13 protein-coding genes are annotated in these 16,640 nt (G+C 69.4%); 8 read left to right on the top strand and 5 right to left on the bottom strand.

What is annotated here, in order from left to right; genetic code table 11:
* Nucleotides 1-11: 11 nt before the first annotated feature.
* Together G4D85_RS01740 and G4D85_RS01735 are read right to left on the bottom strand one after the other, a co-directional pair.
* Nucleotides 12-677 carry an HAD family hydrolase gene (locus G4D85_RS01740; protein WP_164007254.1) on the bottom strand — a complete coding sequence of 222 codons (666 nt, stop codon included), beginning with the start codon at nt 675-677 and terminating at the stop codon, nt 12-14.
* Between the two features lie 91 nt (nt 678-768).
* Nucleotides 769-1,749: an NAD-dependent epimerase/dehydratase family protein gene (locus G4D85_RS01735; protein ID WP_164007252.1), complete on the bottom strand. Its 981-nt coding sequence runs from the start codon at nt 1,747-1,749 to the stop codon at nt 769-771.
* Between the two features lie 388 nt (nt 1,750-2,137).
* Here G4D85_RS01735 and G4D85_RS01730 point away from each other — a divergent pair, with 388 nt between their 5' ends.
* The 6 genes from G4D85_RS01730 (at nt 2,138) to hemH (ending at nt 10,501) form a co-directional block, all read left to right on the top strand.
* The gene (locus tag G4D85_RS01730; RefSeq protein WP_164007249.1) at nt 2,138-2,455 is read left to right on the top strand and encodes an SWIB/MDM2 domain-containing protein; all 318 of its coding nucleotides are present in this window, start codon (nt 2,138-2,140) and stop codon (nt 2,453-2,455) included.
* A gap of 175 nt (nt 2,456-2,630) precedes the next feature.
* Entirely contained in the window at nt 2,631-5,732 is a 3,102-nt protein-coding gene (gene treY / locus G4D85_RS01725; RefSeq protein ID WP_164007247.1) for a malto-oligosyltrehalose synthase, read from the top strand.
* Nucleotides 5,729-7,873 (top strand): glycogen debranching protein GlgX, encoded by a 2,145-nt coding sequence (gene glgX / locus G4D85_RS01720; RefSeq protein WP_164007245.1) that lies wholly within the window; start codon nt 5,729-5,731, stop codon nt 7,871-7,873. Before treY ends, glgX begins: the two co-directional genes overlap by 4 nt.
* Nucleotides 7,874-7,992: 119 nt before the next feature.
* The gene (locus G4D85_RS01715; RefSeq protein ID WP_164007243.1) at nt 7,993-8,943 is read left to right on the top strand and encodes a TerC family protein; all 951 of its coding nucleotides are present in this window, start codon (nt 7,993-7,995) and stop codon (nt 8,941-8,943) included.
* Nucleotides 8,944-9,011: 68 nt separating this feature from the next.
* Nucleotides 9,012-9,398, top strand: a complete 387-nt coding sequence (gene apaG / locus G4D85_RS01710) for a Co2+/Mg2+ efflux protein ApaG (RefSeq protein WP_164007241.1) — start codon at nt 9,012-9,014, stop codon at nt 9,396-9,398.
* Entirely contained in the window at nt 9,398-10,501 is a 1,104-nt protein-coding gene (hemH, locus tag G4D85_RS01705; RefSeq protein ID WP_164007239.1) for a ferrochelatase, read from the top strand. The genes apaG and hemH overlap by 1 nt, the downstream gene beginning before the upstream one ends.
* Here the strand turns inward: hemH and G4D85_RS01700 are convergent.
* Both G4D85_RS01700 and G4D85_RS01695 read right to left on the bottom strand, forming a co-directional pair.
* Nucleotides 10,443-11,468, bottom strand: coding sequence for a hypothetical protein (locus G4D85_RS01700; RefSeq protein WP_164007237.1), 1,026 nt, complete (start codon nt 11,466-11,468; stop codon nt 10,443-10,445). The two genes, hemH and G4D85_RS01700, sit on opposite strands and share 59 nt — an antisense overlap.
* A gap of 76 nt (nt 11,469-11,544) precedes the next feature.
* Nucleotides 11,545-12,126 (bottom strand): hypothetical protein, encoded by a 582-nt coding sequence (locus G4D85_RS01695; protein WP_164007234.1) that lies wholly within the window; start codon nt 12,124-12,126, stop codon nt 11,545-11,547.
* 189 nt (nt 12,127-12,315) lie between these two features.
* Between G4D85_RS01695 and G4D85_RS01690 the strand changes: the two genes are divergently transcribed.
* Nucleotides 12,316-13,527, top strand: coding sequence for a M24 family metallopeptidase (locus tag G4D85_RS01690; protein ID WP_164007233.1), 1,212 nt, complete (start codon nt 12,316-12,318; stop codon nt 13,525-13,527).
* 665 nt (nt 13,528-14,192) lie between these two features.
* On the opposite strand, the gene G4D85_RS01685 is transcribed toward G4D85_RS01690, so the two are convergent.
* Nucleotides 14,193-15,155, bottom strand: a complete 963-nt coding sequence (locus tag G4D85_RS01685; RefSeq protein WP_164007231.1) for an L-threonylcarbamoyladenylate synthase — start codon at nt 15,153-15,155, stop codon at nt 14,193-14,195.
* A 31-nt stretch (nt 15,156-15,186) separates the two neighbouring features.
* On the opposite strand from G4D85_RS01685, the gene G4D85_RS01680 reads away from it, so the two are divergent.
* On the top strand, nt 15,187-16,608 hold the full coding sequence (locus tag G4D85_RS01680) for a TIGR01777 family oxidoreductase (RefSeq protein ID WP_164007229.1): 1,422 nt from the start codon (nt 15,187-15,189) through the stop codon (nt 16,606-16,608).
* The last annotated feature ends 32 nt before the right edge of the window (nt 16,609-16,640 follow it).

The raw sequence follows: 16,640 nt of genomic DNA, 5'->3' as shown, positions 1-16,640 counted from the left end.
GGGAACGGGGCCTACTTGAGGTCGAGGATGGGCCAGTTGTACGCCCGCGCGATGGAGCGCAGGCGCATGTCCGGGTTCACCGCGGTGGGTCGACCCACCACCGCGAGCATGGCGTAGTCAGAGGCGCTGTCGGAGTAGCCGTGGCACTGGTCCAGCGCCAGGCCCTCCTTCACGCAGTAGGCGCGGATGGCGTTGGCCTTGTTCGCGCCCTCGATGATGGGCGGAATCACCTTGCCGGTGGCCTTGCCGCCCACGAACTGCATCTTGTTGGCGATCATGTCGTCCACGCCCAGGTGCCGGGCCAGCGGGCGCATGGTGAAGTCCAGGGCTCCGGTGACGAGCACCACCCGGCAGCCACTGCGCCGGGCCTGGTCGATGAGGTCCTGGGACTGCTCGAAGAGGGCCGGCTGCAGCACGTCCTCGAACATGTCCTGGGCGATGGTGACGAGCCGGTCCTCGCTCAACCCCGCGTAATAGCGGTAGAAGAACTCGTTGAACGTCTTCCGGTTCACCACGTCCATGACGCCGAAGAGCGGCACGCTGACGGCGGTGCTCAGCGTACGTCCCGCGATGCCCAGGACCGAGCCGCGGTTCATCGCGTAGTACGCGTAGACGTGGACGACGTTCGTCTTCACGAGCGTCCCGTCGACATCGAAAAAGGCAGCTTTCGCGGGCATGGGGCAGCGGGCTTCCTGACACTCCTGGGGGGGTGTGGTCAACGATGGCGGGAGGGGGCGGGCGCGCCTGAATGCCCCGGCGGGAGTGGGGCTACAACCAGCCCTGCTGGCGGTACCACTCCGCGCTGCGGCGGATGGAGTCCGGCAAATCACGCCGAGGGTGAAAACCCAGCAGGCGCTCGGCCTTGGCCCCGGAGCACGTCCAGGCAGGGGCCAGCAGCTGCCGCGCCAGCTTCCGGTTCAGCGGGAGCTTGCGGCCCGTCACCCGCGTCACCCCGTCCGCCGCCGAGGCCAGGGCCCGGAGCATCCAGGGACTGAGACGCACCGTGCGGGGGTGCAGGCCCAGGGCCGCCGCCCCCAGGTCCTCCACCTGCTCCAGGGACAGGGGGCCGCCAGGGCCCGCGCAGAAGAAGGCCTCGCCCACGGCCTTGGGGTGCTCGGCCTGGAGGAGCATCAGGTCCACCACGTCCTCCGCATCCACCATGGTCAGCGGACGGGGGCCTCCGACGAGCTCCAGGCGGATGCCGCGCTGCACCAGCTTGAAGAAGGTGAGGTTCTCCCTGTCGCCGGGGCCGAGGATGCGCGGCGGGCGCGTCACCGTCACCGGCAGCCGGTCCGCATAGGAGAAGGCGATGCGCTCCGCCTCCGCCTTGCTCTCGCCGTACCACTCGTGGGGGTGGAAGGCGTCTTCCTCTACATGGGGGCGGGTGGGGGAGGAGGGGCCCATGGCGGCCAGCGAGCCGGCCAGCACCAGACGAGGACGGTGGCCAGCGGCCACCATGGCGTCGCACAGGTAGCGGGTGCCCTCCGCGTTGACGCGCATGAAGTCCTCGCGCGTCGCGCCGCGTCGCACGCCGGCCAGGTGGAAGACGACATCCTGGCCCTCCACCGCGGGGGCCAGCGAGGCCGGGGCCGTCACGTCCCCTTCCACCCGTCTATAGGAGACGCCGGCCAGCGCGGAGGCGTCGCTTCCCGGGCGCAGCAGGCACGTCACGGTGTCTCCGCGCGCCGCCAGGGCCTTCGCCAGCCAGGCTCCCAGGAAGCCGCCGGCACCGGTGATGAGAGCTTTCATGGGCGATTCATCCGAAAAAACACATCAGGTCCGCAAGGAGAATCCCCGCGGGATGTCGCCTTCTCCTCCGAGGAGCCGGGGGCGCCGGAGCCGGATTGTCGGCCTCGGGAGGCGTTCCGAAGTCTATTCCCCGAGGAGGAACGCGCTCCCGAGCCGGATTTTCGGCCTCCGGCGGCGTTTCGCACCGGACTCGCCCGAGGAGAAAGCGTGCTCCCGAGCCGGATTCTCGGGCTCCAGAGGCGTTGCTCCGAGCATTCTCCGAGGGAAAAACGCATCAGAGGGCTGTTTTTCGGCCTCGGGCGTGCTACTTCTACGCCGCATCCGGCTCCAGCTTCACATAAGCAAAGCCGTATAACGTCCCCTTCGGAGGGGAGGAGACTCAAGACGAATGGCCGCCAAGAAAGCTGCTGCGAAGAAGGCTCCCGCCGCCAAGAAGACCGCTGGCGCGGCGAAGCGCAAGCCGAACGCCTCGTTCATGAAGGAGATGACCCCTTCTGCCGCGCTCGCTGAGATCGTCGGCACCAAGCCGCTGCCTCGTACCGAGGTCGTCAAGAAGCTCTGGGCCTACATCAAGAAGCAGGGCCTCCAGGACGCGAAGAACAAGCGGCAGATCAACGCCGACGACAAGCTGAAGCCCATCTTCGGTGGCAAGAAGAACGTCACCATGTTCGAGATGACGGCGCTGGTGAACAAGCAGCTGAGCTGAGCTGCGCACCGCCGGGTTCTTCCGGCAGTGGGTTGTACCCGGGGGCTCGCCGCGTCACGCGGCGGGCCCCTCGCCGTTCCAGGGAGTCTTGGCGGGCCCATGGAGCGTTGGAAAGAGGGCGGACGTGCATCTGCGTGCTGGCGGACGGACGCAGGGGGACCTACCTCTGGGCCGCATGTTGCTCGACGGTTTGGAAGAGAAGGGAGCCGCCTCCATGGAGGCGGGGGGCGCCACCATGTCCGCAGAGGTCCTGGCCGAGGGCCTCTACGCACGTGTGCAGGGAGAGCTGGGCTCGCGCCCGCACACCCCGCTGTCCACCTACCGGGTGCAGCTCCACCAGGGGTTCACCTTCCAGCAGGCGCGCGAGGTGGTGCCCTACCTCGCCCGGCTGGGGATAAGCGACTTCTACGCGTCCCCCTACCTGAAGGCCACGCCCGGCAGCACCCACGGCTACGACTGCACGGACCACCAGCAGCTCAACCCGGAGGTGGGCACCGAGCAGGACCATGCCGCACTGTGCTCCACCCTGCGCGAGCACGGCATGGGGCACCTGCTGGACGTGGTGCCCAACCACATGGGCATCGAGCGCGACAACCGGCTCTGGTTCGACGTGCTGGAGAACGGCCCCTCGTCCATCTACGCGAAGTTCTTCGACATCGACTGGGCACCGGTGAAGGAGGAGCTGCACGACAAGGTGCTGCTGCCGATTCTGGGCGACCAGTACGGCATCACCCTGGAGAAGGGCGAGCTGAAGCTGTCCTTCCGGGAGGGCGCCTTCTTCATCAACTACTACGAGCACCTGCTGCCGGTGGCGCCCCGCCAGTACGGACGCATCCTCCGCCACGGCCTGGAGCGGCTGGAGGCGAAGCTCGGCGCCGAGCACCCGTGCATGCTGGAGCTGCTCTCCGTCCTCACCGCGATTGAGCACCTGCCGGCGCGCACGGAGGTGGAGCGCGCCAAGGTCATCGAGCGGCACCGCGAGAAGGAGGTCATCAAGCGCCGACTCGCCGCGGTGGTGGCCGGAAGCCCCGAGGTGGCCGCCTATATCGAGGACAACGTCCGCGTCTTCAACGGCCAGCCCGGTGACGCGCGCTCGTTCGACCTGCTGGACTCGGTGCTGTCCTCGAGCAGCTACCGGCTGGCGCACTGGCGGGTGGCGGGCGAGGAAATCAACTACCGCCGCTTCTTCGACATCAACGGCCTGGCCGCCATCCGCGAGGAGGACCCGGACGTCTTCCAGGAGGCGCACGCGCGCATCTTCCGCTGGCTGCGCGAGGGCTTCGTCACGGGCCTGCGCATCGACCACCCGGACGGCCTGTTCGACCCCACCGCCTACTTCCTGGACCTGCAGGAGCGCTTCTTCCTGGAGCGGGCCCATGCCCTCTTCCTGAAGGAGCATGGCGAGGCCGACACGCGCTGGCCCTCGGTGGAGACGTCGCTGCGCGAGCGCTGGCGGGCCGAGGTGACGGCACACCCGGACAGCCCGCTGCGCAAGGCGCTGTACGTGGTGGTGGAGAAGATTCAGGGCGGGCGCGAGCGCATCCCCGAGTCCTGGGCCGTGCACGGCACCACCGGCTACCGCTTCGCCAACGCGGTGAGCGGCATCTTCGTCAACGCGGGGGCCGAGGCGTCCCTGTCCGAGACGTACGAGGCCTTCGTCGGCGAGCGCGCCGACTTCGCGGAGCTCGTCTACCAGAAGAAGCTGCTCATCATGCGCGTGTCCATGGCCAGCGAAATCAACGTGCTGGCCCACGAGCTCAACCGCATCTCCGAGATGAACCGGCGCACGCGCGACTTCACGCTCAACTCGCTGCGGCGGGCGCTGGTGGAGTTCATCGCCCTGTTCCCCGTCTACCGCACCTATGTGGATGGCTGGCGGCCGGAGCTGGACGCGCGCGACGTGCAGTACGTGGAGTGGACGATTCAGCGCGCCAAGGAGCGCAACGCCACCACCAACGCGTCCATCTTCGACTTCCTGCGCGACATCCTCCTGCGCCGCTATCCGGAGCACACCCAGGAGCGCGAGCGCGCCGTCATGCTGCGCTTCGCCATGAAGCTGCAGCAGCTCACGGGGCCCGTCATGGCCAAGGGCCTGGAGGACACCGTCTTCTACATCTACAACCGGCTGGTGAGCCTCAACGAGGTGGGCGGCGAGCCGGAGCGCTTCGGGGTGCGCGCCACCACCTTCCACCTGCGCAACCAGGAGCGCGCGGAGCACTGGCCGGCGAGCCAGCTCACCTCCAGCACCCACGACACCAAGCGCAGCGAGGACGTGCGCGCGCGCATCAACGTGCTGACCGAGCTGCCCGAGGAGTGGCGCAAGCGGGTGAGGAAGTGGGCCCGCCTCACCGAGGGGCTGGTGACGCAGCTGCCCTCCGGCCCCGCGCCGAGCCCCAACGACGCGTACCTCTTCTTCCAGACGCTGGTGGGCGCCTGGCCCATGGGCGAGTCCCACCCGGAGGAGGAACTGGCGGACTTCCAGCGCCGGGTGCGCGAGTACATGAGCAAGGCCATGAAGGAGGCCAAGGTCCGCACCTCGTGGACCAACCCGGACAGCGCCTATGACGAGGCCGTGGGCCGCTTCGTGGACGGCTGCTTCGAGCCGAAGACGGGCGGCGCCTTCCTGGAGGACGCGCGGGCCTTCAAGCGCCACATCGAGCGCGCGGGGCAGCTCAACGCCCTGGGCCAGCTCCTGATGAAGCTGGCCTCGCCCGGCGTGGTGGACACGTACCAGGGCTGCGAGCTGTGGGACTTGTCGCTGGTGGATCCGGACAACCGGCGCCCCGTCGACTTCTCCCTGCGCGCGCGGCTGCTGGAGGCGCTGGACACCGAGGCCGCGACGGACCGGCCCGGGCTGTGCGCCCGGCTGACGCAGGACATGGATGACGGTCGGGTGAAGCTCTTCGTCCTGGCCGAGTCGCTGCGGCTGCGGCAGCGCCAGCCGGGGCTGTTCCGCTCCGGCGGCTACCGGGCGCTCGACTTGACGGGCCCCCGGGCACAGGCGGCGGTGGGCTTCGCGCGCGAGCAGGGGGAGAACGTGGTGGTGGCCTGTGCACCGCGTTACACCCTGTCGGCCCTGGAATCCCCGGAAGGCCTGTCGGGGGCCTATGGGAGCACGTTCCTCGACCTCCCGGAGGCATATGCGGGCATGATGTTCCGCAGTGTCTTTACCGGGCGTCAGGTGCGGCCGGAGCGTGGGCCGGGCGGCGTGGTGCTGCCCCTCGGACCGCTCCTGGCGGAGTTCCCGGTGGTGTTGTTGGAGAGGAGCACGGGATGAGGAGGGCCGAGGTGCTTCCAGGGAAGCCGTACCCCCTGGGCGCCACGTTTGACGGGCACGGGGTCAACTTCGCGGTCTTCAGCGAGCATGCGAAGAAGGTGGAGGTCTGCCTCTTCGATGCGAATGACCCCTCCAAGGAGACCCGCCGCTTCCCCCTGCTGGAGTCGACCCACCACGTGTGGCACGGCTACGCGCCGGACCTCCAGCCGGGGACGCTCTACGGCCTGCGGGTCCACGGCCCGCACGAGCCGAAGAAGGGGCTGCGCTTCAACCCGCACAAGCTGCTGGTGGACCCGTATGCCCGGGCCATCCACGGCAAGGTGGACTACAAGGCCCCCATCTACGGCTACCCGGCGCCGGCCACGGGCAAGGACGAGGACCTCCTCCTGGATGCCCGCGACGACGCGGCGGGCGTGCCCAAGGCGGTGGTGCTGTCGGACACGTTCGACTGGGAGGACGACGCCCCGCCCCGCATCCCCTGGCCCGACACCGTCATCTACGAGCTGCACGTCAAGGGCTTCACCAGGCTGCACCCGCGCGTGCCCGAGCCCCTGCGCGGCACCTACGCGGGGCTGGCCCACCCGGCCAGCATCGAGCATTTGAAGAAGGTGGGCGTCACCGCGGTGGAGCTGCTGCCCATCCACCACATCGTCGACGAGCCCTTCCTCATCCAGCGCGGGAAGGTGAACTACTGGGGCTACAACACCCTGGGCTTCTTCGCGCCGGATGCGCGCTACAGCGCGTCGGGCTCGCGGGGCGAGCAGGTGGACGAGTTCAAGGGCATGGTGAAGCAGCTCCACCGTGCCGGCATCGAGGTCATCCTCGACGTCGTCTACAACCACACCTGCGAGGGCAACCACCACGGCCCCACGCTGTCCTTCAAGGGCGTGGACAACAGCGCGTACTACCGGCTCACGGAGAAGGACCCGCGCTACTACATGGACGTCACCGGGTGCGGCAACTCGTGGAACGCCACGAACCCGTACTCGCTGAAGCTCGTCGCCGACTCCCTCCGCTACTGGGTGGAGGAGATGCACGTGGACGGGTTCCGCTTCGACCTGGCCACCACGCTGGGGCGCGACAGGCACGGCTACGACACCCGTGCGGCCTTCTTCCAAATCATCCACCAGGACCCGGTGCTCAGCCGGGTGAAGCTCATCTCCGAGCCCTGGGACGTGGGCGACTTCGGCTACCAGGTGGGCAACTTCCCGGTGCTGTGGAGCGAGTGGAACGGGAAGTACCGCGACACCATCCGCCGCTACTGGAAGGGCGATGACCGGCAGGCGGCGGAGATTGGCTACCGGCTCACCGGCAGCTCGGACCTGTACTCCCTCTCCGGACGCAAGCCGACGGCGAGCGTGAACTTCGTCACCGCGCATGACGGCTTCACGCTGCACGACCTGGTCACCTACAACGAGAAGCACAACGAGGCGAACGGCGAGGAGAACCGCGACGGCGCCAACGACAACCACTCCTGGAACTGCGGGGTGGAGGGCGAGACGGGCGACCCGAAAATCAACGCCCTGCGCGAGCAGCAGAAGCGCAACTTCCTGGCCACGCTCTTCCTGTCCCAGGGCGTGCCCATGCTGGTGGGCGGCGATGAGATGGGGCGCACCCAGAAGGGCAACAACAACGCCTACTGCCAGGACAACGAGGTGTCCTGGGTGAACTGGGAGCTGAACGAGACCCAGCGCGCGCTGCTGGAGTTCACCAGCCGCATGGCCAAGCTGCGGCGCGAGCAGCCCGTGCTGCACAAGCGGCGCTTCTTCCGCGGCGCCCACATGTGGGACAGCGAGCTGAAGGACCTGGCGTGGTTCCGGCCGGACGGGAAGGAGATGAAGAAGGACGACTGGGAGAAGCCGTATGTGCGCTCCCTGGCCTTCCTGCTGGGCGGAGACGCCATCGCCACCCCGGACGACGAGGGCAACCGGATTGTCGGGGACACGCTGCTGGTGCTGATGAACGCGCACCACGAGCCCATCACCTTCCTGCTGCCGGCGATGGAGTGGGGAGCGGACTGGGAGCTGGTGGTGGACACGGCGGCGGCGGGTGAGTCGCAGCGCACGCACACCCCCGCGGGCGGCAAGGTGCAGGCAGCCGGCCGCTCCGTGGTGGTGCTGCGGCGGCCGGCGACGGAGTAGCTCACGGCGGGACGGTGGTGGGGTCGAGTCGAGGAGGACCTTTCCTCACGGAAGGGTCGACGCCCGGGCGCGCCGCCAGTAGGGTGCGCCCGGTTGGACACTGCACCGGGTAATCACACGTGAACACGCAAGCCGCGCTCTGGATTGGTTTCAACGTCTTCGTCCTCGCGATGCTCGCGGTGGACCTTGGGCTGTTCCACCGCAAGGACCATGCGGTGACGCCCAAGGAAGCGGGCATCTGGACGGTGGTGTGGATCACCATCAGCATGCTGTTCTGCGCGGGCCTCTGGCATTTCCGGGGCGGCGAGCAGGGCCTGCAGTGGCTGACGGCGTACGTGGTGGAGTACGCGCTCTCCGTCGACAACCTCTTCGTCTTCCTGATGGTGTTCAGCTACTTCCGGGTGGCGCCCGAGCACCAGCACCGGGTGCTCTTCTGGGGCATCGTCGGCGCGTTCATCATGCGCGCGGTCCTCATCATCGCGGGCGCGGCGCTGGTGCAGCGCTTCCACTGGCTCATCTACCTGTTCGGCGCGTTCCTCGTCTTCACCGCGGTGAAGATGCTGGTGTCCAAGGAAGAGGAGCTGGACCCGGAGCAGAAGGGCATCGTCAAGTTCGCCCGCCGGGTGCTGCCGGTGTCGCGCCTGGGCGAGGGCAGCCGCTTCTTCGTGAAGGAGGACGGGCGCAGCAAGGTGACGCCGCTGTTCATCGTCCTGCTGGTGGTGGAGGCCACGGACCTGCTCTTCGCCCTGGACTCCATCCCCGCGGTGCTGGGCATCAGCCAGGACGCCTTCATCATCTACACGTCCAACGTGTGCGCGATTCTGGGCCTGCGCTCGCTGTTCTTCGTGGTGGCCAGCCTCATGGACAAGTTCCACTTCCTCAAGGTGGGGCTGAGCGGAATCCTGGGCTTCGTGGGCGTGAAGATGCTCATCACGTACTTCGACATCCACGTGCCCATCGGCCTGTCGCTGGGGGTGATTGCCGGCATCCTGGTGGGCTCCATCGTCGCCTCGCTCATCTGGCCCAAGACGCCGGACCCGGGGCATGACCGCGAGAGCGCGAAGACCTGAGCGGCCGCCGGGCCGGCAACCCGGCGTTTTCCTTGCAACCGGAGGGGGTTGGCGCCAAATGTGGAGGCATGTCTTCCACTGCCACCACTGATGGCATCCGCGTCACCGTGAAGCCCACCTTCTGGCCGGAGCGCAGCTCTCCGGAGGCCGGGCAGTTCGCCTTCATGTACACAGTGGAAATCGCCAACGAGGGCAGCGCGCCCGCGCAGCTCAAGTCGCGCCACTGGGTCATCACCGATGCCACCGGGAAGGTGGAGGAGGTGAAGGGGGAGGGCGTGGTGGGACGCCAGCCCAGCCTGGAGCCGGGCGAGCGCTTCGAGTACACGAGCTGGGCGATGCTGCGCACGCCGTTCGGCACCATGCGCGGCACCTACGACATGGTGCGGCCGGACGGTGCCACCTTCGAGGCCCGCATCGCCGAGTTTGCCCTCACCCTTCCCAACTCCCTGCACTGATGGCCACGCCGGGCGCGAAGCGGGGGCTGCTGCTGCTCAACCTGGGCACGCCGGACGCTCCGGAGACGGGGCCGGTGCGCCGCTACCTGCGCGAGTTCCTCAGCGACCCGCGCGTGCTGGACATCCACCCGGTGGGGCGCTGGCTGCTGCTCAACCTCATCATCCTCCCGGTGCGCCCGGCGAAGAGCGCGGAGGCGTACCGGAAGGTGTGGACGCAGGCGGGCTCTCCGCTGCTGGTGTTCAGCCGGGAGCTGACGGCCGCGGTGTCCGAGCGGCTGGCGGGCGAGTACGAGGTGGCGCTGGGCATGCGCTATGGCAGCCCGTCCATTCCGGACGCGGTGGCGGCGCTGCGGGCGCGCGGGGTGTCGGACTTCACGGTGCTGCCGCTGTACCCGCAGGAGGCCGCGTCCTCCTCCGCGTCGTCGCTGGCGCGCACGTACGAGGTGATGACCGAGGGGTGGGACGTGCCCAACGTCCGCGCGGTGCCGGCCTTCCACTCGCACCCGGGCTTCCTGGACGCCTTCACCGCCGTGGCGCGGCCGGTGATTGCCGAGGCGCGCGCGGACCACGTCCTCTTCAGCTTCCACGGCGTGCCGGAGCGGCACGTGAAGAAGAGCGACCCTTCGGGGACGCACTGCCTGGCGTCCTCGAGCTGCTGTGACGCGCTGACGGAGGCCAACCGCCACTGCTACCGCGCGCAGTGCTTCGCGACGGCGCGGGGGCTGGCCGAGCGGCTGGGCCTGGGGCCACAGGGGCAGGGGTGGACAGTGTCCTTCCAGTCGCGGCTGGGGCGCACGCCGTGGGTGAAGCCCTACACGGACGTGGTGCTGCCGGAGCTGGCGCAGCGGGGCGTGAAGCGGCTGGCGGTGATGTGCCCGGCCTTCGTCGCGGACTGTCTGGAGACGCTGGAAGAGGTGGGCATCCGCGCCCGGGAGCAGTTCGTCGAGGCGGGGGGCGAGTCGCTGACGCTCGTCCCCTCCCTCAACGCCCACCCGGCGTGGGTGGACGCGGTGGTGCGGCTGGTGCGCGAGTCGGACGCCGCGCCTACTGCTGCGGCTGGGCCGTGGGCTGGGGCGACGGCGGAGCCGACTCGAGCTCGGTGAGGCGCAGCCTCAGCGTGCCCGGCGGCACCTGGAGGGCGGCGGCGGGGAAGGGGCCCTTCGTCACGGTGGTGAGGGTGCCCTCCCAGGAGCGCCAGCGGCCAGCCTTCACCAGGAACTCGCCGCGGCCGGTCACCTTCACCTCGGCGCTGACGTCGGCCTCGCCCGTGTCGCCCTCGTTCTTCCGGTCGAACTCCTCGTCGGCCTCGCGCGCGGGCACGGTGGCCGGCTTGCGCGGGGGGCGGTACTTGCCGGAGCGCAGCTCGTAGAGGTCGTACTCCACGGTGGCCACCTGCTCACCCCCGTCGGCGGGGGCCAGGGACGCAAGCTTCACGCGGTTGCGTCGCTCGGGAGGGGCGCCCTGGAACGTGGTGCCGAGCTCGTCCGGAGACACCAGCTCGGTGGCCAGCGACCAGGTGTCGCCGGGGCCCACCGCGTCCCGGGGCAGCTCGAGCACCAGCGTGGCCGTGTTGCGGGTGATGCCCTGGAGGCCCTCCAGCACGAAGCCGCGCTCGCTCATGGTGGCCTCGTCCGCCGTGGCGCCGCTGCCCTCGGGGACGACGCGCAGCCGGTAGTCACCGGAGTCGGTGCGCTCCATGACGTACGTGAGGGCGCTGGGGAAGGCCGCGGCCGCCGGGGAGCGGGGCGAGGGGCTCTCCTCCTTCGCCTTGCCCTTTCCCTTGCGGCCCTTGGCGGGCTTGTCCTCCGGCTCGCTGGCCGCAGGCTCGCCGCCCGTGCGCTCCACGGTGAGGCGCCACGCAGCGGGCGCGCCCGAGGCGAGCTTCCAGCGCAGCACCACCTTGGAGGGGTCCACGGCGGGACGTGCAGGCGCGGCGGGGGTGTCCGCCTCGGGGGCGGGTGCATCATTCATCCCCGGGGGACGGGGAATGGGCTCCATCTTCCCTCGGGGTTCTTCCTTGCAGGCGAACAGGGACAGGGCGACGACCAGGCCGGACAGGCTTCGCTTCACGCGGGGACGCTCCTCTGGAGTACCTCGCGGGATATCGGAGCCGGTGAGGACATTTCAAGTACGTCACCCGGCCGATTCACCGAAGGTCCGGGGCGGCGCCCTGGGCGAGGTAATCGTCGACCTGCTCCTTGACGCGCCCGGCGAACTCGGGGTTGAGGCGCTCCATGATGGCCCACTCGAGCTCCAAGTCCCGGCGGAGGACGGGCCTGGCGGAGCGGACCAGGACGGGCTCGGTGGCCAGGATGATGGTGGGGGTGGTGTTTTGCTTGTCCTCCGGTGTCCCGGAAACGGAAGAGGCCATGCCCGGCAGGAGCTGGGTCCGGGCGGGCACGTTGGCGGCGACCTCGAATGCGCGCACCACGATGCGGCCGTCGGCGCGCTTGCGGCCCTCGACGTAGCGGCGGGACCAGGCGGACCAGACGTCGAAGTTGCCGGAGACCTTCCAGGGGGTCTGGAGGAGCAGCGGGTCCGTGCTGGGCAGCAGGGCGTAGCCTCGCTCTCCCAGCACCTCCTCCGCGGCGTCCATCACCTGCTGCGCGGGCAGGTCGTAAACCACATAGCTGCTGGTGCGCTCCATCAGCGTCTTGCGCGGGCTGCTCGCGCAACCCGTCATGAGCAGCGCGCCGAGTACCGCCAGGAGCCAGGGCTTCGTCGTCATGGGTGCTCCATCCTCTTCATCAGTGGGGGGACCGCGCGGCTCGGGGCAGGGACCTTCGCGCGCGGGACACCCTGAAAACGGAGGACGTGGCCGCGCATATCGCGAGGCGTCGTTCACCGTTCACCTGCGCGAGCCGACTCGTTCAAGTACGGTTCCGGGGCGACGCAACCGGACCGGAAGGGTGAAAACGTGGAGCGTGTCTACTCGGCCGCCGAGAGCGCGGAGTTCCAGCGCCGGCATGACCTGTTGGTGGCCGCGATGCGGGCGCGAGGCGTGGAGCAGCTGGTGCTCACCTCGACGGAGAGCATCTTCTACCTCACCGGGGCGACCGCCGAGCCGCTGGAACGGCCGTTCTTCCTCGTCGTCGATGCGGCCCGGGACAGGCGACTGCTGCTGGTTCCGCTGCTGGAGCAGGAGCACCTGCGCAAGGGGTGGGGGCCGGGCTCGCAGGAGGTCCTCGCGTACGCGGAGTTTCCGGCGCCAGTGGGGCAGGGGTGGCAGGACGCGCTCGGGACGCTCTTGAGGACGGGCTTCGCGTTCGAGCCGGGCACTCCGCATGTCAGGGCGGCGGTGCTGGTGGCCGCCGGTGGGCACGCGCTGGAGCTGCTCGAGCCCATCCGCATGGTGAAGTCCGACTTCGAGGTGGAGCGCATCGAGCGGGCGGCTCGGTATGCGGTGTGGGGCGTGGAGGAGATTCTGCGCTCGGCATACCAGGGGGCGAGCGTCATCGAGGGGTACATGACGACCACCTCGCTGCGGCGGAAGATCATCCAGGAGGAGGAGCACTTCGACGCGCTCGCCACGGATGTCCTCGCGGCGCCGTGGCCCGCGCCGCTGAGCAGCGAGCCGCACTCGGTGCCCGGCGCGACGATGACGCTCGACGGGGGGCCGCATGTGGCGCTGGTGCTCACGCGCGTCAATGGCTATGCGGCGGAGTGCGAGCGGACCTTCTTCACCGTGTCTCCCACGGCGGAGCAGGGGCGGCTCTTCGCGCTGATGCTGGAGGCCCGGCGGATTGCCTTCGACCTGGTCCGCCCCGGTGTCTTCGCGGCGGACATTGATAGTGCCGTGACGGAGTTCCTGGCCCGGGAGGGATTTGGAGACCCGAATCAGCGCCTGCACCGCACCGGGCATGGCTTTGGTCTGGGCAACCATGAGCCGCCGTGGATTGCCCTGGGCAGCGAGCACCGGCTGGAGCGGAACATGCTCATCTCCATCGAGCCCGGAATCTACGTGCGCGGTGTCGGGGGATACCGGCACTCGGACACGGTGCTCGTCACCGCGGATGGGTATCGGGTGCTGACGGAGCTGCCGACGGACCTCCGCAGCCTCACGTTCGGGAAGCCGAGCCTCAAGCAGCGCGTGCGGGCTTCCATTGTGCGGAAGCTCGCTGGCGTCTGAGCCGCGAGGCGGCGTTGGTGAGGAAGTCATTGCCTGACGCGGGCAGGGGAGCTGGGTCTGACGGTGCTGCTGATTATTTCCAGAATGGCCGCTGGTGCCACGCATTTCTGTCAGACAGATACTTGTTCTTGATTGACTTGGCGACTGGTGTTGTTGCTATTCTTATGCGTGCCAGATGAATTCTGGTCTGGCAATGCAGCGGGCATTCACAGGCCGGAGCGAGGGTTCGCGTCTTCGCCGCAACGACTCGTCAACCAGGTGCCGCAAGGGCATCTGACAGCCAGAGGGAGAGCAACATGAACCGTCACGTCCGCGGTGTTCTGCAGTTGGTGGCAGCGGTAGGGGTTGGTGCGTTCGTCGGCTTTGGTGTGAACAGCGCCGTCGCCGAGCCGCTTCCGTTGGAGGTGAACGTTCGGTGTTTTTCGGAGCAGGACGCTGAATGCAAGCCGTATTGTACGTCTTTGGGTTTCAGCAACTGGTCTTGCATCGACACGCACTGCGACTGTTATTGATGGTCTGGCGGTCGTGCCAGGTGTAGTGGCGTTCGCTTGATAAGCGGGCGCCGCTTCTTGCGCTGGAGTTGCCCCGGTTCCGACCGGGGCAACTTCAGGACCTTCAGCGTTCAGCCAGACGCGGCAAGTCTTTGCGCCAGGTTGCTGGGAAGGTCAGTCGCGAGGCGCGGCGGCCCGGGCCAACCTGTCGCGCACGGCGATGCCCAATCCGCTCGCTGCGGGCAGGCACGCCACCAGCACGTCATGGCCCTGCTCATCCGCCTCGCGCAGTCGCGCGTACAGCACGCGCGCGGCCCCGGCCGGGTCCTCGGGCACGTCGAAGCGCGGCACGTCCGGCGGCAGCCCGAGACTCTCTGGGCCCAGCACTCCCACGCGCAGGCCCTGGCTCCGCAGCGCCTGGACTCGCGCCAACGCCTCGCGAGGCTCCGCCAGCACCACCCCCGCGCGTGGCGCGTAGTGTGATGCCAGCGAGCCCGACACGCGCACCTTGGACTCGGTCCGCACCGGCACCTTCCGCCCCAGCACGCGCTCCACTTCCTCCGCCGCCAACCCTCCGGGCCGCAGAATCGAGGGCTCGTCCGTGCTCAGGTCCACGATGGTGGACTCCACGCCCACCGTGCACGGGCCCCCGTCCAGCACCAGGTCCACGTCTCCCGACAAATCCCGCGCCACGTGCTCCGCCGTGGTGGGACTCACCCGGCCGAAGCGGTTGGCGCTCGGCGCGGCAATCCCACCTCCGAGCCTCCGCAGCACCTCGAGCGCCATGGGGTGATTCGGCACCCGCAGCGCCACCGTGTCCTGCCCGCCCGTGACGGCGTCCGTCGCTCGCGGCGTGCGCGGCAGCACCAGCGTCAGCGGGCCCGGCCAGAACGCGCTGGCGAGACGGTGAGCAGCCTCCGGCACCACGCGCGCCCACGAGGCCAGGTGCTCGACGCCCGGGATGTGGACGATGAGCGGGTGGGTGGCGGGGCGGCCCTTGATGGCGAAGACGCGGCGCACGGCCAGCTCGTCCTCGGCGTTGGCCGCGAGGCCATACACCGTCTCCGTGGGCAGGGCGACGACGCCGCCGCGCCGCAGCAAATCCACTGCGCGCTCGATGGGGTCCGGGGTAAGCATGAGCGGCCACACTGTCGCCCCGGGAGGGAACATGGGCAAGTCGCACGTCTTCGATGCGCGCAGCCGGATGCCAGTCTCCGCCGCGGAGGTATTCACCTGGCATGCCCGCGAGGGGGCGTTCGAGCGGCTGTCTCCCCCCTGGGAGCGGGTGGAAGTCGTGGAGCGCACCGGCGACGGCATCCGCCAGGGCACCCGCGCCGTCGTCCGCCTCAAGGTAGGGCCCATCTCCCAGCGCTGGGTGGCCGAGCACACCGTCTACGAGGAGGGCTCCCACTTCCAGGACACCCAGGTGTCCGGCCCCTTCTCGAAGTGGGTCCACACCCACAGGATGCTGCCGGACCCGGCGTCGGCCACGTCCTCCACCCTTCAGGACGAGATTGAGTACGTCCTGCCCGTGGGCTTCCTCGGCAGCGCCTTCGGTGGCGGCTTCACCCGCACGAAGCTGTCGCGGATGTTCGCCTACCGGCACCGGGTGACGTGCGAGGACCTGCGCCGGCACGCCGCCTTCGCGGGGCAGGGGCCGCTCACCGTGGCCATCACCGGGGCCTCGGGGTTGCTGGGCTCGTCGCTGGCGCCCTTCCTCACCACGGGGGGCCACCGGGTGAAGCGCATGGTGCGCGGGAAGGCGGACGCCGCGAAGGGCGAGGTGGCCTGGTCGCCCGACAAGGGCCAGGTGGACACCGACGCGCTGGAGGGCGTGGACGCGGTGGTGCACCTCGCCGGCGCCAACGTGGCCGGCCAGCGCTGGTCGCCCGAGTACAAGGACGTCATCCTCAAGAGCCGCACCGAGGGCACCCGCACGCTGTGCGAGGCCCTGGCTCGGATGAAGCGCAAGCCGAAGGTGCTGGTGTGCGCCGTCGGCACCGGCATCTATGGCAACCGGGGCGATGAGCCCCTCACCGAGGAGAGTGCCCCCGGCACCGGCTTCCTCGCCGACGTGTGCCGCGCCTGGGAGGCCGCCACCGCTCCCGCCGAGGCCGCCGGAATCCGCGTGGTGCGCCTGCGCATCGGCCCCGTGCTGGACGCGCGCGAGGGCGCCCTGGCGAAGATGGTGCCCGCGTTCAAGGCGGGCGGCGGTGGCCCCGTCGGCTCCGGCCGCCAGTGGTTCAGCTGGGTGTCGCTGGAGGACGTCATCGGCCTCATCCACTTCTCCCTCTTCACCGAGGCGGCGCGGGGCCCCATCAACGCGGTGGCGCCCGGCACGGTGCGGCAGGTGGACTTCGCCCGGACGCTGGGCAAGGTGCTGAGGCGGCCGGCCTTCTTCCCGGTGCCGGCCCCCGTCATCCGGACCCTCTTCGGGGAGATGGGCCAGGAGACGGTGCTGGTGGGGGCCCGGGTCCTCCCCACGGCGGCCGAGCGGCTCGGCTTCCCCTTCCTCCTCCCCGACCTGGAAGCCGCGCTCCGTTTCACCCTGGGACTCACGGCGGAGGGGCCGGAATACCGCCATGAATAGCCAGTTTGGTCGCTTGACATTCCCCACGGCTG

The sequence above is a fragment of the Pyxidicoccus trucidator genome (assembly GCF_010894435.1).
GTDB lineage: Bacteria > Myxococcota > Myxococcia > Myxococcales > Myxococcaceae > Myxococcus > Myxococcus trucidator.
Note: the sequence above shows the minus strand (reverse complement) of the source record. Positions and strands in the feature narration are given on the sequence as shown.

Bases quoted from the DNA above. Each gene is read 5' to 3' on its own strand.
- G4D85_RS01740 (WP_164007254.1), bottom strand. From the start codon at position 677: ATGCCCGCGAAAGCTGCCTTTTTCGATGTCGACGGGACGCTCGTGAAG.
- G4D85_RS01735 (WP_164007252.1), bottom strand. From the start codon at position 1,749: ATGAAAGCTCTCATCACCGGTGCCGGCGGCTTCCTGGGAGCCTGGCTG.
- G4D85_RS01730 (WP_164007249.1), top strand. From the start codon at position 2,138: ATGGCCGCCAAGAAAGCTGCTGCGAAGAAGGCTCCCGCCGCCAAGAAG.
- treY (WP_164007247.1), top strand. From the start codon at position 2,631: ATGTTGCTCGACGGTTTGGAAGAGAAGGGAGCCGCCTCCATGGAGGCG.
- glgX (WP_164007245.1), top strand. From the start codon at position 5,729: ATGAGGAGGGCCGAGGTGCTTCCAGGGAAGCCGTACCCCCTGGGCGCC.
- apaG (WP_164007241.1), top strand. From the start codon at position 9,012: ATGTCTTCCACTGCCACCACTGATGGCATCCGCGTCACCGTGAAGCCC.
- hemH (WP_164007239.1), top strand. From the start codon at position 9,398: ATGGCCACGCCGGGCGCGAAGCGGGGGCTGCTGCTGCTCAACCTGGGC.
- G4D85_RS01695 (WP_164007234.1), bottom strand. From the start codon at position 12,126: ATGACGACGAAGCCCTGGCTCCTGGCGGTACTCGGCGCGCTGCTCATG.
- G4D85_RS01685 (WP_164007231.1), bottom strand. From the start codon at position 15,155: ATGCTTACCCCGGACCCCATCGAGCGCGCAGTGGATTTGCTGCGGCGC.
- G4D85_RS01680 (WP_164007229.1), top strand. From the start codon at position 15,187: ATGGGCAAGTCGCACGTCTTCGATGCGCGCAGCCGGATGCCAGTCTCC.